Below are 20,280 nucleotides of genomic sequence, written 5' to 3' on the forward strand. Positions count from 1 at the left end.
GGGGGGGAGTTCAATGGAATCTCAAGCTGCAGGAAATTGGACAATTGCGAAGCTCTTCCGCCGAAGATTGCTGCGATTTTGGCGGGAGCAGTGGAAGGTGTGGCGCACAGCGCTGGACTGGACGGTATGGCTGTACGTCATGATCCCCGGTTTATGGATCGGGGGAGGCTTGTACATTGATATCTGGCAGCATCCTCCGCAATGGCTCGTTGATCTGCCGATATGGGCAGGGGAGAGGGTGCCGCTTATCGTGATTTTCTTAGGAAGGCTGCGAACCTTTGCGGAAGAGGCGGATGTATTGATTCTGCTTCAGAAGGGGAAGTGGGGACGTGGTTTAGTACTTCGGGGAGCCGGGTATACGGCATTCATACTGGCATTAATTACCGCACTAGTATATGTGCTGCTGCTTCCCTTCCTGGTCTCCATTAACCATTTGGCGGCTCCGTCTATCGTCAGTATGTTCGTCTATACTTGGATATGGGCTTTAATCGGCGCAATATGGCGGAATTTAATAGATGCCCGGTTCCACGGATTCCGCAAATGGGCGGTTAAGCTGACTGCTATGGCGCTGCTTGCCGTGACTTATTTCATTCCGATTGTTCTTGTCGGTTTGGACTGGATCGGGCTGCTGCTTCCGATGCTGATAGGTGTTGTGGTCCTCCTTGTTTTCATGCGGATTAAACTGAGGGCCGGCGATACCTTTGATTCGGATGTGCAGGAGGAGCATAAGGCCAGGCTCGCAAGCACGCAGCTTCTGCTCCGGGGTGTTATGGAACGGAAGCCGCGCATCCGTTTGAACCGCCCGCTGGTGCTGCGCAGCTCCAACCGGATATTCAAGCGGTTTGATGCGGAAACCATCCTGTCGGAGATGATTATGAAAGCTTTTATCCGGAGGTTTAGTTTAATCCGCTTATGGTTTAGCTTCGTGGGCGTATCGGCACTCGCGCTTATGTTATCACCCGGCGGGCTGAAGCCCTTTCTTGTTCTTATTCTTCCTCTCCTGCTGTCGGCTTGGGTGCAGTCGCATTGGCGGGATATCATGGCTGAGACCTATGTCGCCCAGTTTCGCTTTACGGACACTGCCATGAGACAATCGGCTGAACGGGTACGCTTCTGGCTGGTCGTCCCGAGTGTTGCATTGCTGAGTATAATCAGCGGCTTGCAAAGCTACGGTATAGGGGGCGCGCTCTCAGCAGCACCTGCTGTGCTGATATGGATAGCGGTTAATAAGTTTCAATCTGCGTTCATGCTCTTGAAGCCCAAGAAAAAAGGAGGAAATGAATCATGATGCTGCATGTAACGAATGGAGACAGCGCTGCTAATCTGCTTCGCGAGAGTGGAATGGAAGGACTGATCCTTCCATGGCGGGAGACATGGCTTGATGGTCCGGCAGCCGGAGAATGGTATCTTCCGGCAGCCATTAAGGAGCGGAGCGCCTGGCTTGAGGCGGAACTTGGGATTCCAAGCGCCTTCTATATCCGGGAATCCGGTGAGCAGCTGGCTCAATTAGAGCAGGCGGTTCAGGATGAGCTCGAGATCGTGCTGTGGTTTGAATACGATCTGTTTGATCAGACCATACTGGCTGCCTTGCTGTATTGGTTTGCCTGCTGCTCGAAGCGGACGAACATTCCTCCGAAGCTCTCATGGATCATAGCGGAGGACTTTCCCGGCATCGAGGATTTTCGCGGTCTTGGCCAGCTTACTGCGAAGCAGCTGGCATCGCTTTGGCCGCTCCGCAGTGTAATTAATGAGAAGCAGCTGGCCGCGGGGGCTCATGCATGGGAAGCTTTCTCTGCAGCGGCAGAAGTAAAGAAGGCAGATCAGCAGGGACTGCGCTTGTGGCTTGCCGGCCCCGATGCGGAAACGGTGCCGGTCATGGCCAAAGCGATGATGTTTCATCTGCAGAGAATACCGCAAAGCTCGAATGGCGGAATCGGCATTGTGGAACGAACAACTTTACAGGAGGTAACAGCTTCAACAACGATCGACGTTCTATTTCAGAACGTTGCGCGCCAGCTTCCGATGCTGGGTATGGGGGATTTAACATTCTGGTCCGTACTGAAGCATATGGCTGCCGAACCCCGCCCGCTGATTGTCATTCATGGTGAGAACCCGCTTCCAAACTTTCAGACTGCACACCCGATCGACTGGGGGCAATGGCGTATCGAACTCACCGCGCATGGAAAAGAAGTTCAATGAATGAGGCTGTGAAGCGAGGGGTATTCTATACGGGAATGGAACATTTTAGTTGGAGAGGAATGTACCCCCATGCAGGATGAAACCTCGCTATTATTTCAATTTGGCGATGAGAACATGGCAGCAATGGCTGCACAGACCTTGGAAGAGCTCGGCTATGAGCCGGTTATCAGGCAGGGGCAGGAGGTGCATATTCATCTGCAGGGCAGCGATTTGACCTCTGCGCTGGAGATTGCACAGGCTCATGGCGGACAGCTTGCGATGCAATCGCCGATTACGGACACTGTCATTACGAACGATGCATACGATCTTGATGCCATTCAGATCCCTGCGCATGTCGTGAATGAAGATTTGATCGCGGCGGAAGAACGGGAAGAGTTTGATCCGGATGATGGAACCTATGGCTACTTTTCCGGCGATGTTCATACGTAAAGGTTTAATTGCAGGTTGAATAAAGGGGCGGTGCAGTCAAGTTTTGACGAGCACGGCCCCTTTTTGCGTCTATTGTTTCCTTCTAAGCGCCCTGCGTTTAATGGGTAGATAAGGAGGGGTTAACATGCTGGATACGAATAAGGAGCGGCAAGTAACGGATGTCGATGTCGACGTGGATATATCCATTATTGATACGCTGGACAATGAAGAGCAGGAGGCCGGCGACAAGAACCTAGAGACCATGAAGCGGGTAGAGAAGCTTATTCATGAGTATAAAGGAAATATTAAAGCCCGTCTTAACATGGAACAGAAAGAGAAAAGCACCTGGCCTGATATGCTTGCCGACAAAATAGCGAGCTTTGGCGGGAGCTGGAATTTCATTGTCATGTTTTTCTTAATTCTAGCCTTCTGGGTAATATGGAACTGCGTCCCGGCGCTTCCTCATTTTGATGCGCCTCCGTTCATTCTGCTGAACCTGGTGCTTTCCTTTCTTGCCGGCTTTCAAGCCCCGATCATTCTAATGAGTCAGAACCGCCAAGCAGCGCGGGATAAGCATGAAGCGATGATCGATTTTGCCATCAATTATCAGGCTGAGCAGGAAAATGTGGAGATGCAGTCGCAGCTGAAACGAATGGAAAATATGCTTCAAGAGCTTATTCGAAAAAGCGAATCGTCAAGCTCTTAAGCGCCCTTAAGGGAAGCTTACAGCGTCCGCTTATTCTAAAGATGACACCGCATGCCGACCGGCAGTGTAGCCGGTTGAGAAGGCGGCTGTAATATTGTAGCCCCCTGTGTAACCGTGCACGTCCAGAATTTCGCCGCAGAAATATAGCCCGCTCATGAGCCTGGATTCCATGGTCTTCGGATTGATCTCCTTCAGACTGACGCCGCCGCCAGTAACAAATGCATCCTCAATCGAAAGTGTCCCATAAACGCGAATCGGAAAACGTTTGATCAAGCCGGCCAGCTTCATCCAGTTTTGCCGAGGGATATTATCGTAAGTCAGATTCTCAGAGAGCTCAGCTTTGCTCAGCAGTATGGGAATGAGCCGCTCAGGAATATAACCCTTCATAACATTCTTAATTGCTTTCTTCGGCTCATCCTCAGCAAGGCGCAAGGATTCGGTATAGACCTGATCCAAGCTTCGATCCGGCAGCAGGTCAATCGATACGATGATGTTCCCGGCTTGGAACTGTTTCAGCGCCTTCACAACGAATTGGCTGCACCGCAGCGCGATAGGGCCGGATATACCGAAATGCGTGAACAGCATATCCCCCTGATGCTCGATGATTTTCTTATCCTTTGGGTTCCATACGGACAGCGAGACATCCCGCAGGGAGAGCCCTTGGAGCTCTTTGCTTTGAATGAAAGGCTCATTCGAAGTAAGCGGGACCTCGGTTGGAAACAGCTCTGTGATGGTATGGCCCGCTTTCTCCGCCCATGCATATCCATCACCTGTTGATCCCGTTTGGGGAACGGATTTCCCGCCGGAGGCAACGATTACCCGCTTGGCAGGAATCATTTCCCCTGACCGGAGGACTACGCCGGATACCTGCCCTTCCACATAGAGAATCTCTTGAATGGGGCTGTTGGTCCTTATGGCGACACCTTGACGTTTGATTTGGCTCACCAAAGCATCCACAACGGTCTTGGCTTTATCTGAGACAGGGAACATGCGCCCATTATCTTCTTCTTTAAGCGCAATGCCGAGATTCTCGAAGAAATGAACAATATCCCGATTGCTGAAGGTGGAGAATGCACTGTGCAGAAACCGCCCGTTACCGGGGATATGTTTAATTAAGTCATCCAGTTCTTTATTGTTGGTTACATTGCACCGACCGCCGCCGGAGATCCCCAGCTTGCGGCCGAGCTTGTCTCCTTTATCGATGAGCAGCACTTGATTGCCGCTTTCGCTGGCTGCGATACTGGCCATTAGACCGGCGGACCCGCCGCCGATAACGATAACATCATATTTCAATTGCGATCTTCCTTTTCTGTGTCATTACCTCATCATATCATTTTGGCCGATATAAACACTATTAGGAATATTAGTATATCAATCATCCAATAATTTCAGTGATTGTAAATTTTATAGTCCTATGTTTTAATCGGAATGATAAGGAAATAATTTGGTGAAATAGGATGGCGATGAAGCAAGGAGGGAGATCGGATATTTGTGTGGAAGCAGCTGCTGTTCCAAATGATCGTTGCTTTGTTGCCTGTATTTACCTTTCAACTATGGTTTGACCACGCAAAGTCAAAACGATTTATCTCTATTGTAATCAGTTTTCTGTGCGGGGGCGCTGCCATTCTGGCTGTTGCGGCAAGCTCGGATTTTCATGGATTCAATCTTGACTTCCGGTTTATTCCATTATTAACCGGCTCTCTGTATGGAGGCGTTACTGTTTTTCTGGCGGTGAGCGCCGTCTATCTTTTCTACCAGCTGGTTTGGGCTGGAAGCGTCTCGGATTGGGTGGGGATCATTGGTTTTGCTGTGCTCTGTCTACCGGTTACCTATATGGCTTCGAGATTGTTTATGCAGACTTCTCGAGAACGCAGAAAAAGAGTCGCTTTGTTATTAACCTCTCTGTCTCTTATTATAATAGCCTGTTCCTTTATTGCACTCGTTATCTCAGAAGGCATTAAGCTCTCATTGAACGATTATTATCAGTTTACCCTGCATCTCTTATTATATTTGGTAACGATGTGGGCTAGTGTTTCATTGATTGAAGACTATATGGAGCGTCAAGCTCTCCCCCGTCAGCTGAAGAACGTATCCGATAAATATAGGGTTGAAGTCCAGAAGCTGCAGCAGTTTATTGAAGAAACTCCTCTATGTGTTATTTTTGTCAATGAAAGTGGAATTATTACACATATTAATGAAATGGCTATACATATTTTACAAAATAAAATTGGCGGACGAAGCCGTCAAGAGCTGATCGGCCAGCCTTTTATGACCATGTACGAGAATATCGATAAAGATGTGGTCGGCCGGCTGTTGCAGCAGGCCTTGAACGGTCACAAAACATCAACGGAGATCGTGCAGGAGCAAGGGAAGATTTTGCTGAAAACAGGGTTTTGCATTCGAGACATGGAGAATAACACCATAACCGGTGCTGCCATTATTGCGCACGATATTACGGAGCTTAACCGTCTTCGTGACGAAATGGGTAAGATGGAGAGACTTAGTATGGTTGGACAAATGGCGGCAAGCATCACCCATGAGATCAGAAACCCGATGGCTGTCATACGGGGATTTGTTCAATTGATGCGCGAGCGAAGTCCGGATCATCAGCAGGAATATTTCCGAATCGTCATGGATGAGCTGGACCGGGCGAACAGCATTATTAACGACTTTCTATCACTCGCCCAGAACAGGCTGATCGAGAAGGAAAGCAGTTCCCTGCATGATATTGTCAACGAAATCCTTCCGCTTCTATGGTCAGATGCCAACATGCGCGGCCAATTGATCGAGCTTGAGCTGTCCGAAGATATTCCTTTACTCATGCTCAATGAGAAAGAAATGAAGCAGCTGCTTCTTAACTTAGCGCGTAACGGAATGGAAGCTATGGATCAGAACGGGATTCTCCGGATTCGGACGAAGGTGTTTCCAGGCCGCGTGGAACTGCGCGTAATCGATAACGGCTGCGGAATACCTCAAGAGAAGCAGGAGCATTTGTTCGAACCTTTCTATACGACAAAAATGCGCGGAACCGGTCTCGGGCTGCCGCTTTGCCTCAGTATTGTAGAGCGCCACGGCGGACAAATCAGCGTAGAGTCCATAGAAGGGAAAGGAACGACTTTTATTGTGGCATTCTCCCTCCAGCATAGTGCTGAGCATGAAGCGGCAGCCTCCTCCGAATGGAGGGGAGAGCGTGCCTGAGATGCTTCCGGTTGGTTCTCTTCGTTTGGATGGCGCACTGTTAACCGCGATTTTATCGGTTGCTGCCGGACTTTGCGCACTGCGGGTTTGGTTCTGGCGCATTGCTCTTGAATCCGAGCTCAGGCTATTCTGGATGGCAGCGCTTACGAATATGTGTCTAATTTCGCTCATTGGCTGGAAGCTGGCTTTTCTAATCGATGATCCGTCTTTGCTTTGGAATCGGCCAAGCTCATTAATTCTGCTGCGCGGAAGCGCTTCGGATGCAGCGGCCTTACTTCTTGCAGCTGTAATTTATCTATTGATCCTAATCCGAAGACGCAGGATTCCTATGGTTCAATTACTCGATATCCTTCCTTATGCGGTTCTGCCAGGCTGCTTCGTATGGGAGCTCTTATGGCAAACCCCCTATTTACTGCCTTATGCCAGCTTGGTTATTGTCATCTATATCGTGCTGATTCGCACACCTGAAGCGGCGGTTCCTGGCAGCGGTAAATCGTCGCAGCTTTGCGCCCTTGGTCTAGGCTATGGCGGGCTGCTTGTCAGCTTGTTCACCGTTTACCCTCCAAGTGCGGTTCCGCTGTTAATATTAGGACTTACCCGGCTCCAATGGATCTTCATTGCCCTGGCTGGTCTGGGTGCCCTGCTCCAAGCAAGAAATGGATAGCAGAACTCTTCCCGGCGCATACTACGCCTAAGAAGGAGGTGCCCATTATGGAACAGAATCAGCAATCGGCACGTTCAAAGTCGTCATCCAAGCAAAGTGCTTTCAACAACCGGTCGAAGCAGGCAGATAAGGCCCCGGAATCGGAAGGCTTTGATAAGAAGCTGGACGGCCCGAATCGTCCTTCAATTTAAGTACTGCCCGAAGACTGCCGCCAGCCAAGTTTCCGGTTAGGAGGAAATCGATGAGCCGAGAACCCTATTCAAGCCCGGATGATCCCGAGCTCGATCCTTATGAAATTAATTTTCTACCGAAATTTCGAACGGGAAGAGGTCCCGCTGCGCCGTTTGTGAACAGCAGCGGAATTGTAATTGGCGACCACCAGTATGAATCCCCGGACTCTCCGCTTAGTCAGTGGACCGAGGATACGGACCCTGCCATTATGGCGGGTGACGAATGGGTTCATCCCTTTAAGGATATCGGATTTCTCACCAGTGAGAATCGGGATTTCTTTGAGAAGGAGATTGAGCCACAGGCAGGAATTTTCCAGCATCCCGATAAAAACAGCGCCTATCGAGCTGGTGAAGATGCCTCTGAGAAGAAGCAATCCTAAGGCTTTGAGAAAAGCAATCGAAGCGAGAGCCTAGGTTGCTTTTTCTTTTGCTTTCAAATTCACGTAGCGTTATAATAATAATTATAAATACGATGTTTTTAATTACCATTTATGCTTACGATGCGGTTTTTTGTTTAATGATCCGAAATACTCGGATCATGGCACGAAGCTGCACAAAAACTTTTGGGAGGTTATAAAATGTCAATGTCTTTCGAACGATACATGCTTGATATGGTTCAGCCGATGCGTGACGATTTAACACGTCTTGGTATCGAAGAGCTGCGCACACCGGAGGAAGTGGAAGCAAAGCTTCCGGGCGCGAAAGGAACAGCGCTTGTTGTTGTGAACTCCGTATGCGGATGTGCCGCAGGTCAATGTCGTCCGGGCGTTGCTCAAGCTTTGCAGAATGATCTTACACCGGATCATCTATTTACGGTTTTTGCCGGTCAAGACAAAGAAGCAACAGCTAAAGCGCGTGAATACTTTGCTCCATATCCGCCATCATCACCGTCGATTGCACTCATGAAGGATGGAGAACTAGTTCATTTTATCGAGCGCCACCAAATTGAGAATCGTTCGGCAGCTGATATCGCAGCAGATCTCACTTCTGCTTTCGAACGGTTTTGCCGATAAGATAAGAGGTGATTGGATGAGCTTGCAGCAGGATATTATTCAAATTCTTGGCGTTCAGCCTGAGATTGACCCGGAAGCGGAAATTCGCAGAAGGGTTGATTTTCTCAAGGAGTATGTTCGCAAATCTGGTACGACGGGATTGTTGATCGCCATCAGCGGCGGGATTGACAGCGCAGTAGCTGCCGGATTATGTAAGAAAGCAACGGATGAGCTTAGCGCTGAGACCGGCCAGCCTTACATGACACTGGGTGTTTTCCAGCCTTACGGCGAGCAGGTGGATATTTCGGACAGCTATGCGGTAGCTGATGCATTCAACTTAACACATCGTGTAGAGACCAATATTCAAGAAGCTGTTGACGAAATCGCAATTGAAGTCGAGCACAGCTTGAAATCGATCGGCATTTCACGTCATATCAGCCGAGGCGGTAAAGGAAATGTGAAAGCCCGCACCCGCATGGTTACGCAGTACGCGCTGGCATTTGAGCTTAACCTGCTTGTAGTGGGTACGGATCATGCCTCTGAGGCAATCACAGGTTTCTATACCAAATGGGGCGACGGTGCGGTGGACATCACGCCGCTTAGTACGCTGAACAAACGCCAAGTTCGTCAGCTCGCTGCAAGCCTAGGGGTACCGGACAGTGTTCTTCATAAGGCGCCAACTGCCGGCTTATGGGAAGGACAGACTGATGAGGATGAGCTGGGCATTACGTATGACGAGAACAGCTCTTATCTTGAAGGGAAGGCAGTAAGTGAAGCTGCCCGTGAGAAGCTGGAGAAGCAGTACGTGAAGACGGCGCATAAACGCGAACCGATTCCAGGTATTTAATAAATGGCATGTTCTAAATGACCGTTTCGATACACCCTCCAAAAACTGCTATCCGGCAGCAGCGGAGGGTGTATCTTTATATAAAGCTTCTTTACGTTTGCAAGGAATGAATAGGGGAGGGTGCAATGAAAGCAAGCATGTATGCCAAGAGAATTATTGTGCTTCTATCGATAGCAGCATTCGGAATGTTAAGCTCGGCCTGCGGCGATAACAAGGAAGCGGCCTCAGCGGAGATTACGGTTTCGGCTGCCGTTAGTATGAAGAGCGCATTAACCAAGCTTGAAGAGAACTATGAGCGGATTCATCCTGACGTACATATCACCTTTAATTATGGTTCTTCCGGCACGCTCGAGCAGCAAATTGAGCAGGGAGCTCCAGTCGATCTATTCCTTTCTGCCGGTATGAAACAGATGGAATCCTTATTCAGCAGGAAGCTTGTCTTACCAAGTGTTCCAATCGTCCGAAACGAGCTGGTTCTCATTGTTCCGAAGACAGGCAGGATGCCAGCGGACCTGAAGGCATTAACGGAGTCCGGTTATAAGCGTATAGCCGTCGGAACCCCGGAGACTGTTCCAGCAGGTGATTACACGAAGCAGTCGTTGACGGATGAAGGGATATGGGATATGCTCCAAAACAAGATTGTATATGGCAAAGACGTAAGGCAAGTGCTTACCTATGTAGAGACGGGTAATGCGGATGCCGGGTTCGTCTATAAGACGGATGCTCAAACCTCAGACAAGGTGAAGACAGTGCTTCAGGTTGATGAGCATTCGCATGATCCTATTATATATCCGGGAGCCGTTGTGTCGGCTTCCAAACAACAGGATAAAGCCGGGGCGCTGCTGGATTATATGACAAGCGATGAGGGGCAGTCTGTATTTGAAAATTTTGGTTTTACTAAAGCGGAATAGGCTGGTGAAATGAATGATTGTCGGAATCGGACATGACATTACGTCTTTGGAAAGAGTAAAAAAGCTGCTTGATGGCAAGGCGGGTCCCCGCTTCATTACGCGCATTCTGACGGCTGCGGAGCAGCATATGGCTGCTGCTGTAAACGGAAGCAGGCGGATCGAGTTCGTGGCAGGGCGATTCGCTGTCAAGGAAGCAGTATCCAAAGCTTTCGGCTGCGGATTGGGAAGCAGGCTGGCTTTTCACGATATTGAGGTTATCCGTGATCAAGCCGGAAAGCCGGTTTGCAGGCTGAGCGAGGATGCTTGGGAACGTCTTGGTTACAGTATGAACGGAACGGTTATCCATGTAACGATTACGCATGACCATTCCCTTGCTTCGGCATTTGTTGTGGTTGAACGGATCGACAATTAGAAAGCGGGATTAGAGCTGTCACCATTTGCCCATAATTGGAATAAACCATGGGTAAAGGGAGTTGATCAGGAATGAGAGAATTAAGGGAGAGTGTTGGTGGCCGAAGGAGGTTTGCCAGCGGTCAGTTTGTTCCTTTTGACGGGATTTTCAATGATATATGGGGCGGAGGCCTCCCGCTTCTGAAGGGAGAGCTGTTCCCCCTGAACCCGGATATGGGGGAGTCGAGATGGACTTATGCGGGCCCGATATCTCATGAATCACAGCCATCATCGGCACGAACAATCAGGTCCAGACGGGGCTAGAGGCGGATTGTACATCTGGGACGGCTCAATATTGTTGGCAGAACCCGTTCGTGAAAACGGGTTTTTTATGCTGACCGGAAGTTATTTCTTGGCGCTGAGCCATTGTGCCAGCTCTTTGATTTGCTGTGCAGTCAGCTTGCCTTTAAAGGCGGGCATGAGCTCTCCGCCGTTATGAATTTGATTGGTAATTTGTTCCTTTGATAATCGGCTGCCAACCTGCGTCAGATCGGTGGAGGGACCCATTTTTCCTTGAAGATCGCTGCCGTGACAGGAGATGCAGTTGGCTTTGTATACATGAATCGTTTCAGAAGGGCCAGCCAGCTCAGAGGAGGAATTCCCGCAGGCTGACAAGAAGAGGGCAAGCAAGATCGAGGTCAAAGCATAAAGGGGCACACGGGCTGCCGGTAGATTGTCAGTCACAAGCAAATCCTCCCAATATATCAAATAACTACATGGAAACCTTGATGAAATCAAGTATAAAATGAAGCTGGAACCCATTGCAACCAGGCACTGACATATCATTTTGGTTTGTTTGTCCGTATAATATAATTATTAATTTATCAGAAATAATTACTTTATCAGATTTGGAGATGCAATGAAAACTACCTATCAGACAATCATCCAGAATTATTTTCACAGCTTTCGCGCAGAAGTGTCTATGGCGGCGTTTTCAAATACGAAGCCAGGCCTGGTCGTCGAGGATTCTATTGATTATTATCGTTTGTGGTATGTCTATCAAGGAGAAGGACAAATCATTTTAAACGACCGGATCTTCGACGTGCGGGCCGGCCATCTCGTGCTGCTGCCTCCGGGTACGCCTCAGACATTTGGTAACAGTGAGCGGTCTATCGGAATTTTTTGGTGTCATTTTCGCGCTTCGCTTGGTGATATGCAGGTTTTCGAATTGTTCAAATTACCAATATGTGTTATTCCTGAGAATAAAGATCAAATGATAGGTTTATTTACCAAACTAATTGAAGCCTACCATTCGAGAGGAATAACAAGAGAGCTCCGTATGCGGTCCGCACTACTTGATATTATAGCCTGTTATCTGGAGCATTGCGATTTAAGCGAGCAGGCTCTGGTAGATAATGAAACCTTGGAAAAAATAGATCGTGTACTCGAGTATATCGATGTACATCTGGCAGAAAACATCGGAGTTGAAGAGCTGGCCCGGCTTGTTTATTTGCATCCGAATTATTTTATCGGCTTCTTTAAGAATTTCGTTGGCTGTTCGCCTATTCATTATGTAAATATCAGACGGCTGGAGCGGGCGAAGAGGCTGCTGGAAGAAACATCGGATCAGATTAGCAGCGTGGCGATGAAGGTGGGTATGAAAAATCATTATTTATCTCGTTTATTCAAGCAGGTTACCGGGCTGTCGCCCAGCAGATACCGGCAAATATTCCGAAGCTCCTACCGCGGTCAGTTTTTAGAAGAAAGAGGTGTTCCTGTAGATGACGACGACAGCCGCACTATATTTTAGTCATGAGCTGCTGAGCTGGTATCTTGCCAACAAACGCATTCTTCCGTGGCGGATGAACAGAGACCCCTACCGGATTTGGGTGTCGGAGGTCATGCTCCAGCAGACGCGGGTAGACACGGTTATTCCCTATTATGAGCGGTTCATGGACAAGTTCCCGACGATTACGGACTTGGCAACGGCGCCTGAGGCTGAAGTGCTAAAGTGCTGGGAAGGTCTGGGTTACTATTCAAGGGCACGAAACTTGCAGGCCGGTGCGCAGGAGGTTTTGAGCCGGCATGATGGAATTGTTCCTGATGACAAGGAATCTGTTGCGGCGCTCAGAGGAGTAGGTCCCTATACATCAGGTGCGATTATGAGCATTGCCTTCAACCGGCCTGAGCCTGCGGTGGATGGGAACGTGATGCGGGTTCTCTCCCGTTACTTTCTTCTTGAAGACGATATCGCCAAGCCTGCGACTCGCGTGAAGATCGAGAAGCTTGCGGCATCACTTATCCCTGAAGGTTCGGCAGGCGATTTCAACCAGGCTTTAATGGAGCTTGGGGCTCTTGTATGTACGCCGAAGTCCCCAGGCTGCTTGACCTGCCCGGTTATGGTGCATTGTGAGGGAAGAAGGGCAGGAATGGAGCATACGCTGCCCATTAAGACGAAGGCAAAGCCGCCCCGTCCGGAGACACGGCTTGCTGCACTTATTATCGGGAAGGGCAAGGATGCCGGTAAAGTGCTCGTTAGGCAGCGTCCGCAGAGCGGCCTGCTGGCCAAGATGTGGGAGCTTCCGCATGTACTGGCTCCCCAGCCTGGAGCCGGCGGTGCTGTTAAGCCGCCGCGCAGCGGTCGAGGCCGAAAAGCTGCTGATGCAGGAACAGCCGCGAGTGCTGTGATTGAAGAGCAAAGCGGCGGACTGCTGGAACAGCATGCCCTACAGGCGGATTTTCTATGCCGGACATTGTCGGCAGAGGATGGCGTTCTTGTGAGGCCTACAGGGTGGCGGGGAGAAGCCGAGCATGTGTTTAGCCATATTGTATGGGATCTCCAGGTGTTCAAGTCGGAGTTTGGTGCCTTCACCGCAGCTGATAATTCTCATTTGACAGCAGCCGGCGGCGTGGCAGGAGTAACGGCGTTTCTTGAACAGCGCGCTTTATACGAACCAAGTGACGCGGCAGGGCTTAAGCTTGGCGCTGCTGCCGTTGCTGCTGAGCAGGAATTGCCCTTGAATTATCGTTGGATCGGCCCGGAACAAATGAATGAATTGGCGTTTCCCAATGTATTCTTGAAGCTGCTGCGGGAGTACTGGGAGAATACAGATTGATTCCATCGCCAGATTCAGACTAAAATAGACGTTGGTACCACTATTCGACGGGAGGTTGCTTAAGTGAGTAAAATGCTGGAAAGACTAAAGGAAGAAAAGGTAGTTGCTATTTTTCGTAATATTGAAGATCAATACGCAGACAAGGCAGCAGAAGCGCTGCTTGCCGGCGGGATAACAATGATGGAAATTACAATGAATACCGAAGGCGCAGCCGGAATGATCAGCCGCTGGCGTGAGAAATACGGGGATCAAGCTGCAATCGGAGCGGGAACCGTGCTAGATCTGGATATGGCCAAAGAAGCGGTTGATGCAGGATCGGAATTTCTCATATCGCCTAACCTTGATGAAGCTGTCGTCGATTACGGATTGAAAAAAGGGGTTTCTGTCTGGCCCGGCGTCATGACGCCAACTGAAATCGTACGTGCCTGGAAGTCAGGTGCAGAAGCGGTTAAGGTGTTCCCGATGGGGACATTAGGCTGGAAATACTTAGCGGAAATTCGGGCGCCGCTCGATAAAATCCCGATGATGGCAACAGGGGGCGTGGACCTCGATAATATCGCGGATTACTTTAAAGCAGGCGCATGTGCAGTCGGCATGGGAAGTAAGCTCGTGAATTTGGATTGGGTGCGAACCGGCCGATTCGATCTATTGACGGATAAAGCCCGCCAATTCGCAGAAGCGGCAAAATCACTCTAGGCGGTGATTGAATGATTATAGCAGGAACGATAAGCGCGGCGATAGCCGCGCTTCTTATTTGGCTCATATGGACAATTGGAGCAAAGAGTCAGCAGCCCAGACTTCGAGAGAATAATGTGCTGCCTGAGGGAGCCTATGAAACGATAACCTTTGAGAACGGCGGATCTGTACTGCAGGGGTGGCTGCTGCATCCGGCAGTTTACTCCGTAACTGATAATTTGGAGCGGAATGATCCTGCAGAGAAGCCGGCGAAGCAGCCGTTAGTAATTGTTGCACATGGTTGGGGATCTAACCGCTCCAGAGTTCTTCGTTATACGAAGCCGCTGCTTGAGGCGGGTTTCACTGTATTTATGTATGATGCCCGAAGCCATGGCGACAGTGATCCGATCAAAGCGCCATCGGCATTAATGTTTCGCGCAGATATAGAAGCAGCCGTAGCGGTTGTCCGGACATTGCCGGATATCGACAGCAATCGAATTGCGGTGCTCGGCCATTCCCTTGGCGGTTTTGGGACGGTGCTCGCAATAGGGCGCGGTCTTCCCGTTCGGGCAGTCGTAACGGACTCCATGCCGATTCGCTTTGAAACGATGCTGAAGGCGGAGCTCAAGCGCAAGAACATTCCGTTTTTTCCACTAGGGTATCTCATACCTGCGATCTGGCTGCTGAGAGCTGGAATCAGCAGAGACGAATACAAAGAAGCACAGATTCCGCTTGTGTTGACGGCCAATGAAGAGGGTCGGCAGGTTCCGATGCTGATGATTCATGCCAAGGAAGATCCCTATATTCCTTGCGGCGATCTGAGAGAGCTTGCTTTGCAAGGGCGGGTGGATGCTTTATTCGTGGAAGGAAACGGGCATAGCCAGTCGGAGCAGGACCCCGCTTTCTGGGGAAGGGTCATCCCGTTCTTAACAGAGAAATTAGCCAAGGCGCAAGCTTAGTCTGACGGGGCGCTGTAAAGCAGCCCTTAAAAACAAAGAGGCCTGCGGCAATATCCGCAGGCACAAGAGAAAATATATAATAAAGGGGGGTCATGTTTCCATTATAGGCATGTAATATGAAAGGAACATGAAGGAAACATTACAGTTTCATTACAGAAATGAAAACGATTGCGGTTTTTGTGAGGCTATAATTAGTGAGAGAAAAGGCTGGAACGGGTCAGGAACAAGCTGCAGGCGAGAATCGCCGAACTGGAGCCGGAGGTTGCCGGGCTGCGCGATCAGGCTACGGACATCCGCAAGCGGTTTTGGGAAGAAGTTACGATCAACACAAGCACGCACGAAGATTTCGAAGAGACCTTTTACACGATTAACCAGCAGTCCGCGGTATTGGCCGAACGGGAGCGCGGCCACAAGCTGTTGACGCAGCAATGGAAAAGCATGAACCGTCTGCTCCCTTCTCCTTATTTCGGACGCATCGACTTTCAGGAGGATGGCCTGGACCTCAGCGAGCAGATCTATATCGGCGTATCTTCCTTCGTCGACGAAGACGGATTGAGCTTTCTGATCTATGACTGGCGTACGCCAATCGCGAGCCTGTACTACGACTACTCCCCCGGCCTGGCGTCTTATGTCACGCCGGCCGGACGAATCGAAGGGACGATGGAGCTCAAACGGCAGTTTCAGATTCAAAACGGGCAAATCCGCAACATGTTTGACGCGAGCGAAACGATCGGAGACGAATTGCTGCAGCAAGTGCTCGGCAAAGGTGCGGACTCGCAAATGAAGAGTATCGTGGCAACCATCCAGAAGGAACAAAACGCCATCATCCGCAATGACAAAAGCTGGATGCTTATCGTACAAGGGGCGGCCGGCAGCGGTAAGACTTCCGCGGCATTGCAGCGGGTGGCGTACTTGCTGTACAAACACCGCCAGACGATCAGGGCTGATCAGATCGTTCTTTTCTCACCGAATCCGATGTTTACCAGTTATATCTCCACCGTCCTTCCGGAGCTCGGTGAAGAGAATATGCAGCAGACGACTTTTCAAGAATATCTCGACTATTGGCTAGGTTCCTCGTTACGGCCAGAGGATCCCTTTGATCAGATCGAATATGTACTGACCGCACAAGGAGTGCCGGGGTATGAGGCTCGTCTTCAGGGGATCGAGTATAAAGCTTCCGAGGCTTTCCTGCAAGCCCTGCAGAACTATGGAATGTGGCTGGGACGGGAAGGCATGCGATTCAACGGTATTCGGATTCGGGACCGCGATTTGATTACCGCGGAGCGAATGAGAGCGAAATTTTACGGTTATGACCGTTCCCTGCCGTTGCTCAATCGTGTCGTTCTCTTGCAGGAATGGCTGCTGAATGAACTGGCTTCGCTGGAACGCATGGAACGGGAAGCGCCTTGGGTACAGGAAGAGTTAAATTATCTCGACACCGAGCAGTACGTGGAAGTCTTCGGAATGCTGCATAAAGAGAAGGAATTATTAGACCTTGCGGAACATTACGCCGCAGTTCGCGAGAAAATGAGCAACAAGCGCCGGGGAGACGAAGGCGATTTTGACTTCGCCGTGAGGGAGGAAGATCTGCTCCGCCGAAGGATCGTGAATGAAAGCTTTAAACCGCTAAGGAAAGGTGTGAAGAAATTCTCGTTTGTAGATGTCAAAGGCATATATGGCCAATTGTTTGAGGGCGGAGCCGCTTATCGGGAGAAAACGAATGGGGCCGTCATCCCTCTGCTGTGGCCTGAAATATGCAGGCAAACCAAGGAAACGCTGCTCCGGAACGAGTTGTTCCACGAGGATGCGACTCCGTATTTGTATGTAAAAGAACTGATCGAAGGCGTCCGGACGAACACGGAAATCCGTTATGTCTTTGTTGATGAGGGTCAGGATTATTCGTCGTTTCAATATGAATATCTAAAAAAGCTGTTTCCCCGTGCCCGGATGACGGTGCTCGGCGATTTCGGGCAAGCGATCTACATGCAGGCTACAAGTTTGGCCGCATCCGATTCGCCGCTGTTCCGCCTTTTCGGCGAAGCCGAAACAAGCCTAGTCTGCCTGGTACGCAGTTATCGTTCAACCAGGGAGATTGTTGAATTTACGAAATCGATGCTTCCAGGCGGAGAAGAAATTGAACCGTTTGAAAGGGGGGGCCAAAAGCCCCTTCTGACGAAACTGGACGGCGGGGAGAAGCGTGATGCGCAAATTCTGGCAGACATCGCGGCGCTCATAGCCGAGGGCTTCGATTCCATCGCCGTCATTACGAAGACCGCAGCCGAAAGCCGTGAGGCCTATGAATCGTTACGTATTCATGGAGGCGAAACTCTGCATCTCATTACGAAGGAGACGTTTAACTTTGAAAAGGGAGTGATGGTCATTCCCGTGTATCTCGCCAAGGGTGTCGAGTTCGATGCAGTCTTGGTCTATGATGCTTCGCCCGAAGCTTACGGCCGGGACAACGAACGCAAGCTTCTTTATACGGCATGTACGCGGGCCATGCACCGGCTTCATCTTTACACGACGGGCGAATGGTCGCCGTTCGTGCAGGCATTGCCTGCGAATTTGTACGAGAAAGCGCCATATTGACGGATCGGGGGTGACGTCGGCCGCGATAAGCTGCTGCTCATGATTTAGCAAATCTTCGGTGCCATCCTGTAGCCCGTCATCAAGGCCGGTTGTAAGCAAGAATCCCACGACATCCAGGGCGGAGTAATCAGGCTGTCGCTGATCAAGTCGGCGATGGTACCGGACCCCGAGGCCGATCAGGGCGAGCATATCTTCACATACGCTTTGTTCCCCCATCAAGAGGAATGGACATCGGCCGGAACGGCGAAAGAGGCGTGGGCGCTGAATAGTCCGCTGATCGCCGCAGAAGGAAGCGCAACCCTTGAACGGTTCTCGCTGTTTGCGCTTCCTTCATGCGATCATGTTATGATCGACGCGGTAAAGAAAAGCGAGGACGGCGATGCCGTCATCGTCCGGCTTCACGAATATACGGGCCGCCGGGGCATGGTGGAACTTCAGTGCGGCTTGTCCGTATCCGGCTGGCAGGAGACGGATCTCATGGAGCGCCCTTATGCGGAGAGCCGGATGGAAGAACCGGTTTCATTCCTCATGAAGCCGTACGAAATCAAGACGCTGCTCCTGCACTTCGATTGAATAGGCTATTCGAAAACAGGTTGAGACTGAATCGTGCATCCACCTAATAAAAACGACAGGCCGGGAAGCACCTTTGGCAAGGTGCGACGGCCTGTCGTTTGTTCTTCCTACGGCAATTTGTCAGTGTCCGTTTACTTGAAGCTCGTCGCCGGGAGCCATTACTCTCCCATTCAGTCCCCGTTTCTCCAATTGCCGCACGAACTGCTCCGCGTCCTGTTTAATGAGCGGGAAGGTACTGTGGTGAACCGGCACCGTCAGCCGCGCATTGTACCACTGCGCCGCTAGGAGCGCATCCTCGGGCCCCATTGTATAATGGTCGCCGATCGGAAGGAAGACGACGTCGATCGGATGACGCTCGCCGATCAGTTTCATATCGCTGAAGAGCGATGTATCGCCGGCGTGCAGAATGGTCAGGCCTTCGGCGAATATGAGGAATCCGGCAGGCATTCCCGCATATAGAATCTGTTTGGTTTCCTCGATGACGATACCGGAGCTGTGGAACGCTTGGACCATTTTCGCTTTCGCGAAGCCGAGATTGACCGTCCCGCCCATATTCATCCCAATTGTATTCTTCACACCCTGCCAGGACATGTAAGCAGCGAGCTCGACGATGGAAACGACCGGAGCGTCATTGGCTTTTGCAATCGGCGCCGCATCCAGAATATGATCCTGATGGGCATGGGTTAGCAGCACGGCGTCCACCTTTATGTCCTCCGGCTTGATCTTGGCTGTAGGGTTGCCGCTTAGAAAAGGATCGATGACGAGCGATTTTCCGTTGGTATGAATCTGGATGCAGGCATGTCCATGGTAATTAATTTTCACAGCGTATACTCTCCTTTATCGTAGATGGGGATGACGAAGCTTTACCTCATGAATAATCTTGTCAGAAAATACGATCAATTTCAAGTTGGAGCCCGGCTGCTGAAGAAAGATGGCGGGTTATTGCATCGGCCGATGGAGGGTAATTCATAGTTCAGCTTAGTCGAATACAAGGAAACTCCAGGAGTTTTGCTCTCGTGCATGAAATCATCCCGTCCCGTTCATCTTAGGTAAGATGGAGGTGAGAGCATTGACAGGAAGAAATAATAAGCCGAAGAAGAGAGGACCGGAATCACATCCGGGCCGACTCGATCAATACGGCGGGAAGCTGACTGAAGAAAGCGGAACGAAGCCGATGCAGCAGGATAACGGCAAAAGCTGTTAACCATCCCTAGGGGGCAGAAAATAACGTCGTCCGGTTTATAGGACGACGTTTTTTTTACATTCATTATTGAAATTAAAAAGAGATTAATTCCACTTTGTAATCATGCTATAGTGAAGATGTGCTTACGGCAGCCCCATAATAAGAATCTATGAGGTCATTCATGATGAATAAATTAAATACAGTCGGCTCCCGTTTTATCCTGCTTTTCTGCGCCATCACGATTCCCCTCCTGCTGATTCTATTTTTAGTCGGAAGTTATTCCAAAAGTGTAGTGCTGACCCAGGTTGCCAACTCCTATCAGAATCTGGTGAAGTTGAAGTTCCGAAGCTTGTAGAAAAACTGAAAGGCGCAGGGATTGACAAACTCATCGAAAGAAGCGCAAAAACAGCTGGATGCCTGGCGCGCCGATAACGGAAAATAATTGAAATAAGAGGGTATGATCCACCCGTAACGCTGTAATTAAGCTTTCATATGACGTAAAAACCACCGTGAAATTTGGTCAAGACCCCAAATAGCGGACAATTAAGAAAAACCCTATCTTGCAAGCTGGCCTGGTCATACCCCTGTCAAGTAGACATTAGAAAAAAGCTATGCTGCCAGCGCGCACCGGTATTCAATC

General features: G+C 50.1%; 24 protein-coding genes. 21 read left to right on the forward strand and 3 right to left on the reverse strand.

All coding sequences use genetic code 11. The features are described from left to right. The first annotated feature begins 13 nt into the window (after positions 1–13). The 4 genes from ACFPYJ_RS22705 to ACFPYJ_RS22720 all read left to right on the forward strand — a co-directional run bounded on the left by ACFPYJ_RS22705 (position 14) and on the right by ACFPYJ_RS22720 (position 3,313). A complete protein-coding gene (locus ACFPYJ_RS22705) occupies positions 14–1,288 on the forward strand; it encodes an ABC transporter permease (RefSeq protein ID WP_379190513.1) in 1,275 nt (424 codons plus the stop codon). Continuing rightward, positions 1,285–2,199, forward strand: coding sequence for a hypothetical protein (locus ACFPYJ_RS22710; protein WP_379190514.1), 915 nt, complete (start codon positions 1,285–1,287; stop codon positions 2,197–2,199). Before ACFPYJ_RS22705 ends, ACFPYJ_RS22710 begins: the two co-directional genes overlap by 4 nt. A 69-nt stretch (positions 2,200–2,268) precedes the next feature. Then, on the forward strand, positions 2,269–2,628 hold the full coding sequence (locus tag ACFPYJ_RS22715) for a hypothetical protein (protein WP_379190515.1): 360 nt from the start codon (positions 2,269–2,271) through the stop codon (positions 2,626–2,628). 124 nt (positions 2,629–2,752) lie between these two features. Further along, complete coding sequence (locus ACFPYJ_RS22720; RefSeq protein WP_379190516.1) at positions 2,753–3,313, forward strand: DUF1003 domain-containing protein; 561 nt, start codon at positions 2,753–2,755, stop codon at positions 3,311–3,313. A gap of 30 nt (positions 3,314–3,343) precedes the next feature. Here ACFPYJ_RS22720 and ACFPYJ_RS22725 read toward each other — a convergent pair whose 3' ends face one another. Further along, positions 3,344–4,606 (reverse strand): BaiN/RdsA family NAD(P)/FAD-dependent oxidoreductase, encoded by a 1,263-nt coding sequence (locus ACFPYJ_RS22725; RefSeq protein WP_379190517.1) that lies wholly within the window; start codon positions 4,604–4,606, stop codon positions 3,344–3,346. A gap of 198 nt (positions 4,607–4,804) precedes the next feature. Between ACFPYJ_RS22725 and ACFPYJ_RS22730 the strand changes: the two genes are divergently transcribed. From ACFPYJ_RS22730 to ACFPYJ_RS22770, 9 genes are all read left to right on the forward strand, one after another. Further along, positions 4,805–6,511, forward strand: coding sequence for an ATP-binding protein (locus ACFPYJ_RS22730; protein ID WP_379190518.1), 1,707 nt, complete (start codon positions 4,805–4,807; stop codon positions 6,509–6,511). Further along, positions 6,504–7,175 (forward strand): hypothetical protein, encoded by a 672-nt coding sequence (locus tag ACFPYJ_RS22735; protein ID WP_379190519.1) that lies wholly within the window; start codon positions 6,504–6,506, stop codon positions 7,173–7,175. The genes ACFPYJ_RS22730 and ACFPYJ_RS22735 overlap by 8 nt, the downstream gene beginning before the upstream one ends. A 47-nt stretch (positions 7,176–7,222) precedes the next feature. Next, positions 7,223–7,366, forward strand: a complete 144-nt coding sequence (locus ACFPYJ_RS22740) for a hypothetical protein (RefSeq protein ID WP_379190520.1) — start codon at positions 7,223–7,225, stop codon at positions 7,364–7,366. 50 nt (positions 7,367–7,416) lie between these two features. Beyond that, positions 7,417–7,785: a DUF3905 domain-containing protein gene (locus ACFPYJ_RS22745; RefSeq protein WP_379190521.1), complete on the forward strand. Its 369-nt coding sequence runs from the start codon at positions 7,417–7,419 to the stop codon at positions 7,783–7,785. Positions 7,786–7,983: 198 nt separating this feature from the next. Continuing rightward, positions 7,984–8,418, forward strand: coding sequence for a BrxA/BrxB family bacilliredoxin (locus ACFPYJ_RS22750; RefSeq protein ID WP_379190522.1), 435 nt, complete (start codon positions 7,984–7,986; stop codon positions 8,416–8,418). A gap of 16 nt (positions 8,419–8,434) precedes the next feature. After that, positions 8,435–9,244: an ammonia-dependent NAD(+) synthetase gene (gene nadE / locus ACFPYJ_RS22755; RefSeq protein WP_379190523.1), complete on the forward strand. Its 810-nt coding sequence runs from the start codon at positions 8,435–8,437 to the stop codon at positions 9,242–9,244. Between the two features lie 125 nt (positions 9,245–9,369). Continuing rightward, a complete protein-coding gene (gene modA, locus ACFPYJ_RS22760) occupies positions 9,370–10,155 on the forward strand; it encodes a molybdate ABC transporter substrate-binding protein (protein WP_379190524.1) in 786 nt (261 codons plus the stop codon). A gap of 13 nt (positions 10,156–10,168) precedes the next feature. Then, positions 10,169–10,567, forward strand: a complete 399-nt coding sequence (acpS, locus tag ACFPYJ_RS22765; RefSeq protein WP_379190525.1) for a holo-ACP synthase — start codon at positions 10,169–10,171, stop codon at positions 10,565–10,567. A gap of 71 nt (positions 10,568–10,638) precedes the next feature. Then, positions 10,639–10,869, forward strand: a complete 231-nt coding sequence (locus tag ACFPYJ_RS22770; RefSeq protein WP_379190526.1) for a hypothetical protein — start codon at positions 10,639–10,641, stop codon at positions 10,867–10,869. An 81-nt stretch (positions 10,870–10,950) separates the two neighbouring features. On the opposite strand, the gene ACFPYJ_RS22775 is transcribed toward ACFPYJ_RS22770, so the two are convergent. Then, on the reverse strand, positions 10,951–11,289 hold the full coding sequence (locus ACFPYJ_RS22775) for a c-type cytochrome (protein ID WP_379190527.1): 339 nt from the start codon (positions 11,287–11,289) through the stop codon (positions 10,951–10,953). A gap of 175 nt (positions 11,290–11,464) precedes the next feature. Between ACFPYJ_RS22775 and ACFPYJ_RS22780 the strand changes: the two genes are divergently transcribed. The 6 genes from ACFPYJ_RS22780 (at position 11,465) to ACFPYJ_RS22805 (ending at position 18,457) form a co-directional block, all read left to right on the forward strand. After that, positions 11,465–12,355, forward strand: coding sequence for a helix-turn-helix domain-containing protein (locus tag ACFPYJ_RS22780; RefSeq protein WP_379190528.1), 891 nt, complete (start codon positions 11,465–11,467; stop codon positions 12,353–12,355). After that, a complete protein-coding gene (gene mutY / locus ACFPYJ_RS22785; RefSeq protein WP_379190529.1) occupies positions 12,327–13,661 on the forward strand; it encodes an A/G-specific adenine glycosylase in 1,335 nt (444 codons plus the stop codon). Before ACFPYJ_RS22780 ends, mutY begins: the two co-directional genes overlap by 29 nt. 63 nt (positions 13,662–13,724) lie before the next feature. Continuing rightward, positions 13,725–14,357 carry a bifunctional 4-hydroxy-2-oxoglutarate aldolase/2-dehydro-3-deoxy-phosphogluconate aldolase gene (locus ACFPYJ_RS22790; RefSeq protein WP_379190530.1) on the forward strand — a complete coding sequence of 211 codons (633 nt, stop codon included), beginning with the start codon at positions 13,725–13,727 and terminating at the stop codon, positions 14,355–14,357. An 11-nt stretch (positions 14,358–14,368) separates the two neighbouring features. After that, positions 14,369–15,295, forward strand: coding sequence for an alpha/beta hydrolase (locus tag ACFPYJ_RS22795; RefSeq protein ID WP_379190531.1), 927 nt, complete (start codon positions 14,369–14,371; stop codon positions 15,293–15,295). 207 nt (positions 15,296–15,502) lie between these two features. Further along, the gene (gene helD, locus ACFPYJ_RS22800) at positions 15,503–17,884 is read left to right on the forward strand and encodes an RNA polymerase recycling motor HelD (protein WP_379190537.1); all 2,382 of its coding nucleotides are present in this window, start codon (positions 15,503–15,505) and stop codon (positions 17,882–17,884) included. Between the two features lie 153 nt (positions 17,885–18,037). Next, complete coding sequence (locus tag ACFPYJ_RS22805) at positions 18,038–18,457, forward strand: glycosyl hydrolase-related protein (RefSeq protein WP_379190532.1); 420 nt, start codon at positions 18,038–18,040, stop codon at positions 18,455–18,457. Between the two features lie 120 nt (positions 18,458–18,577). Here the strand turns inward: ACFPYJ_RS22805 and ACFPYJ_RS22810 are convergent, their stop codons facing one another. Beyond that, positions 18,578–19,279, reverse strand: a complete 702-nt coding sequence (locus tag ACFPYJ_RS22810) for a metal-dependent hydrolase (protein WP_379190533.1) — start codon at positions 19,277–19,279, stop codon at positions 18,578–18,580. A gap of 247 nt (positions 19,280–19,526) precedes the next feature. Between ACFPYJ_RS22810 and ACFPYJ_RS22815 the strand changes: the two genes are divergently transcribed. Then, a complete protein-coding gene (locus ACFPYJ_RS22815; protein WP_379190534.1) occupies positions 19,527–19,661 on the forward strand; it encodes a hypothetical protein in 135 nt (44 codons plus the stop codon). A 160-nt stretch (positions 19,662–19,821) separates the two neighbouring features. Next, entirely contained in the window at positions 19,822–19,995 is a 174-nt protein-coding gene (locus ACFPYJ_RS22820; protein ID WP_379190535.1) for a hypothetical protein, read from the forward strand. Positions 19,996–20,280: the final 285 nt, after the last annotated feature.

This window comes from Paenibacillus solisilvae (genome assembly GCF_042656405.1).
Taxonomy (GTDB): domain Bacteria; phylum Bacillota; class Bacilli; order Paenibacillales; family Paenibacillaceae; genus Paenibacillus_Z; species Paenibacillus_Z solisilvae.

Bases quoted from the DNA above. Each gene is read 5' to 3' on its own strand.
- ACFPYJ_RS22705 (WP_379190513.1), top strand. From the start codon at position 14: ATGGAATCTCAAGCTGCAGGAAATTGGACAATTGCGAAGCTCTTCCGC.
- ACFPYJ_RS22710 (WP_379190514.1), top strand. From the start codon at position 1,285: ATGATGCTGCATGTAACGAATGGAGACAGCGCTGCTAATCTGCTTCGC.
- ACFPYJ_RS22715 (WP_379190515.1), top strand. From the start codon at position 2,269: ATGCAGGATGAAACCTCGCTATTATTTCAATTTGGCGATGAGAACATG.
- ACFPYJ_RS22720 (WP_379190516.1), top strand. From the start codon at position 2,753: ATGCTGGATACGAATAAGGAGCGGCAAGTAACGGATGTCGATGTCGAC.
- ACFPYJ_RS22740 (WP_379190520.1), top strand. From the start codon at position 7,223: ATGGAACAGAATCAGCAATCGGCACGTTCAAAGTCGTCATCCAAGCAA.
- ACFPYJ_RS22745 (WP_379190521.1), top strand. From the start codon at position 7,417: ATGAGCCGAGAACCCTATTCAAGCCCGGATGATCCCGAGCTCGATCCT.
- ACFPYJ_RS22750 (WP_379190522.1), top strand. From the start codon at position 7,984: ATGTCAATGTCTTTCGAACGATACATGCTTGATATGGTTCAGCCGATG.
- nadE (WP_379190523.1), top strand. From the start codon at position 8,435: ATGAGCTTGCAGCAGGATATTATTCAAATTCTTGGCGTTCAGCCTGAG.
- modA (WP_379190524.1), top strand. From the start codon at position 9,370: ATGAAAGCAAGCATGTATGCCAAGAGAATTATTGTGCTTCTATCGATA.
- acpS (WP_379190525.1), top strand. From the start codon at position 10,169: ATGATTGTCGGAATCGGACATGACATTACGTCTTTGGAAAGAGTAAAA.
- ACFPYJ_RS22770 (WP_379190526.1), top strand. From the start codon at position 10,639: ATGAGAGAATTAAGGGAGAGTGTTGGTGGCCGAAGGAGGTTTGCCAGC.
- ACFPYJ_RS22780 (WP_379190528.1), top strand. From the start codon at position 11,465: ATGAAAACTACCTATCAGACAATCATCCAGAATTATTTTCACAGCTTT.
- mutY (WP_379190529.1), top strand. From the start codon at position 12,327: ATGACGACGACAGCCGCACTATATTTTAGTCATGAGCTGCTGAGCTGG.
- ACFPYJ_RS22795 (WP_379190531.1), top strand. From the start codon at position 14,369: ATGATTATAGCAGGAACGATAAGCGCGGCGATAGCCGCGCTTCTTATT.
- ACFPYJ_RS22805 (WP_379190532.1), top strand. From the start codon at position 18,038: ATGGTACCGGACCCCGAGGCCGATCAGGGCGAGCATATCTTCACATAC.
- ACFPYJ_RS22820 (WP_379190535.1), top strand. From the start codon at position 19,822: ATGATGAATAAATTAAATACAGTCGGCTCCCGTTTTATCCTGCTTTTC.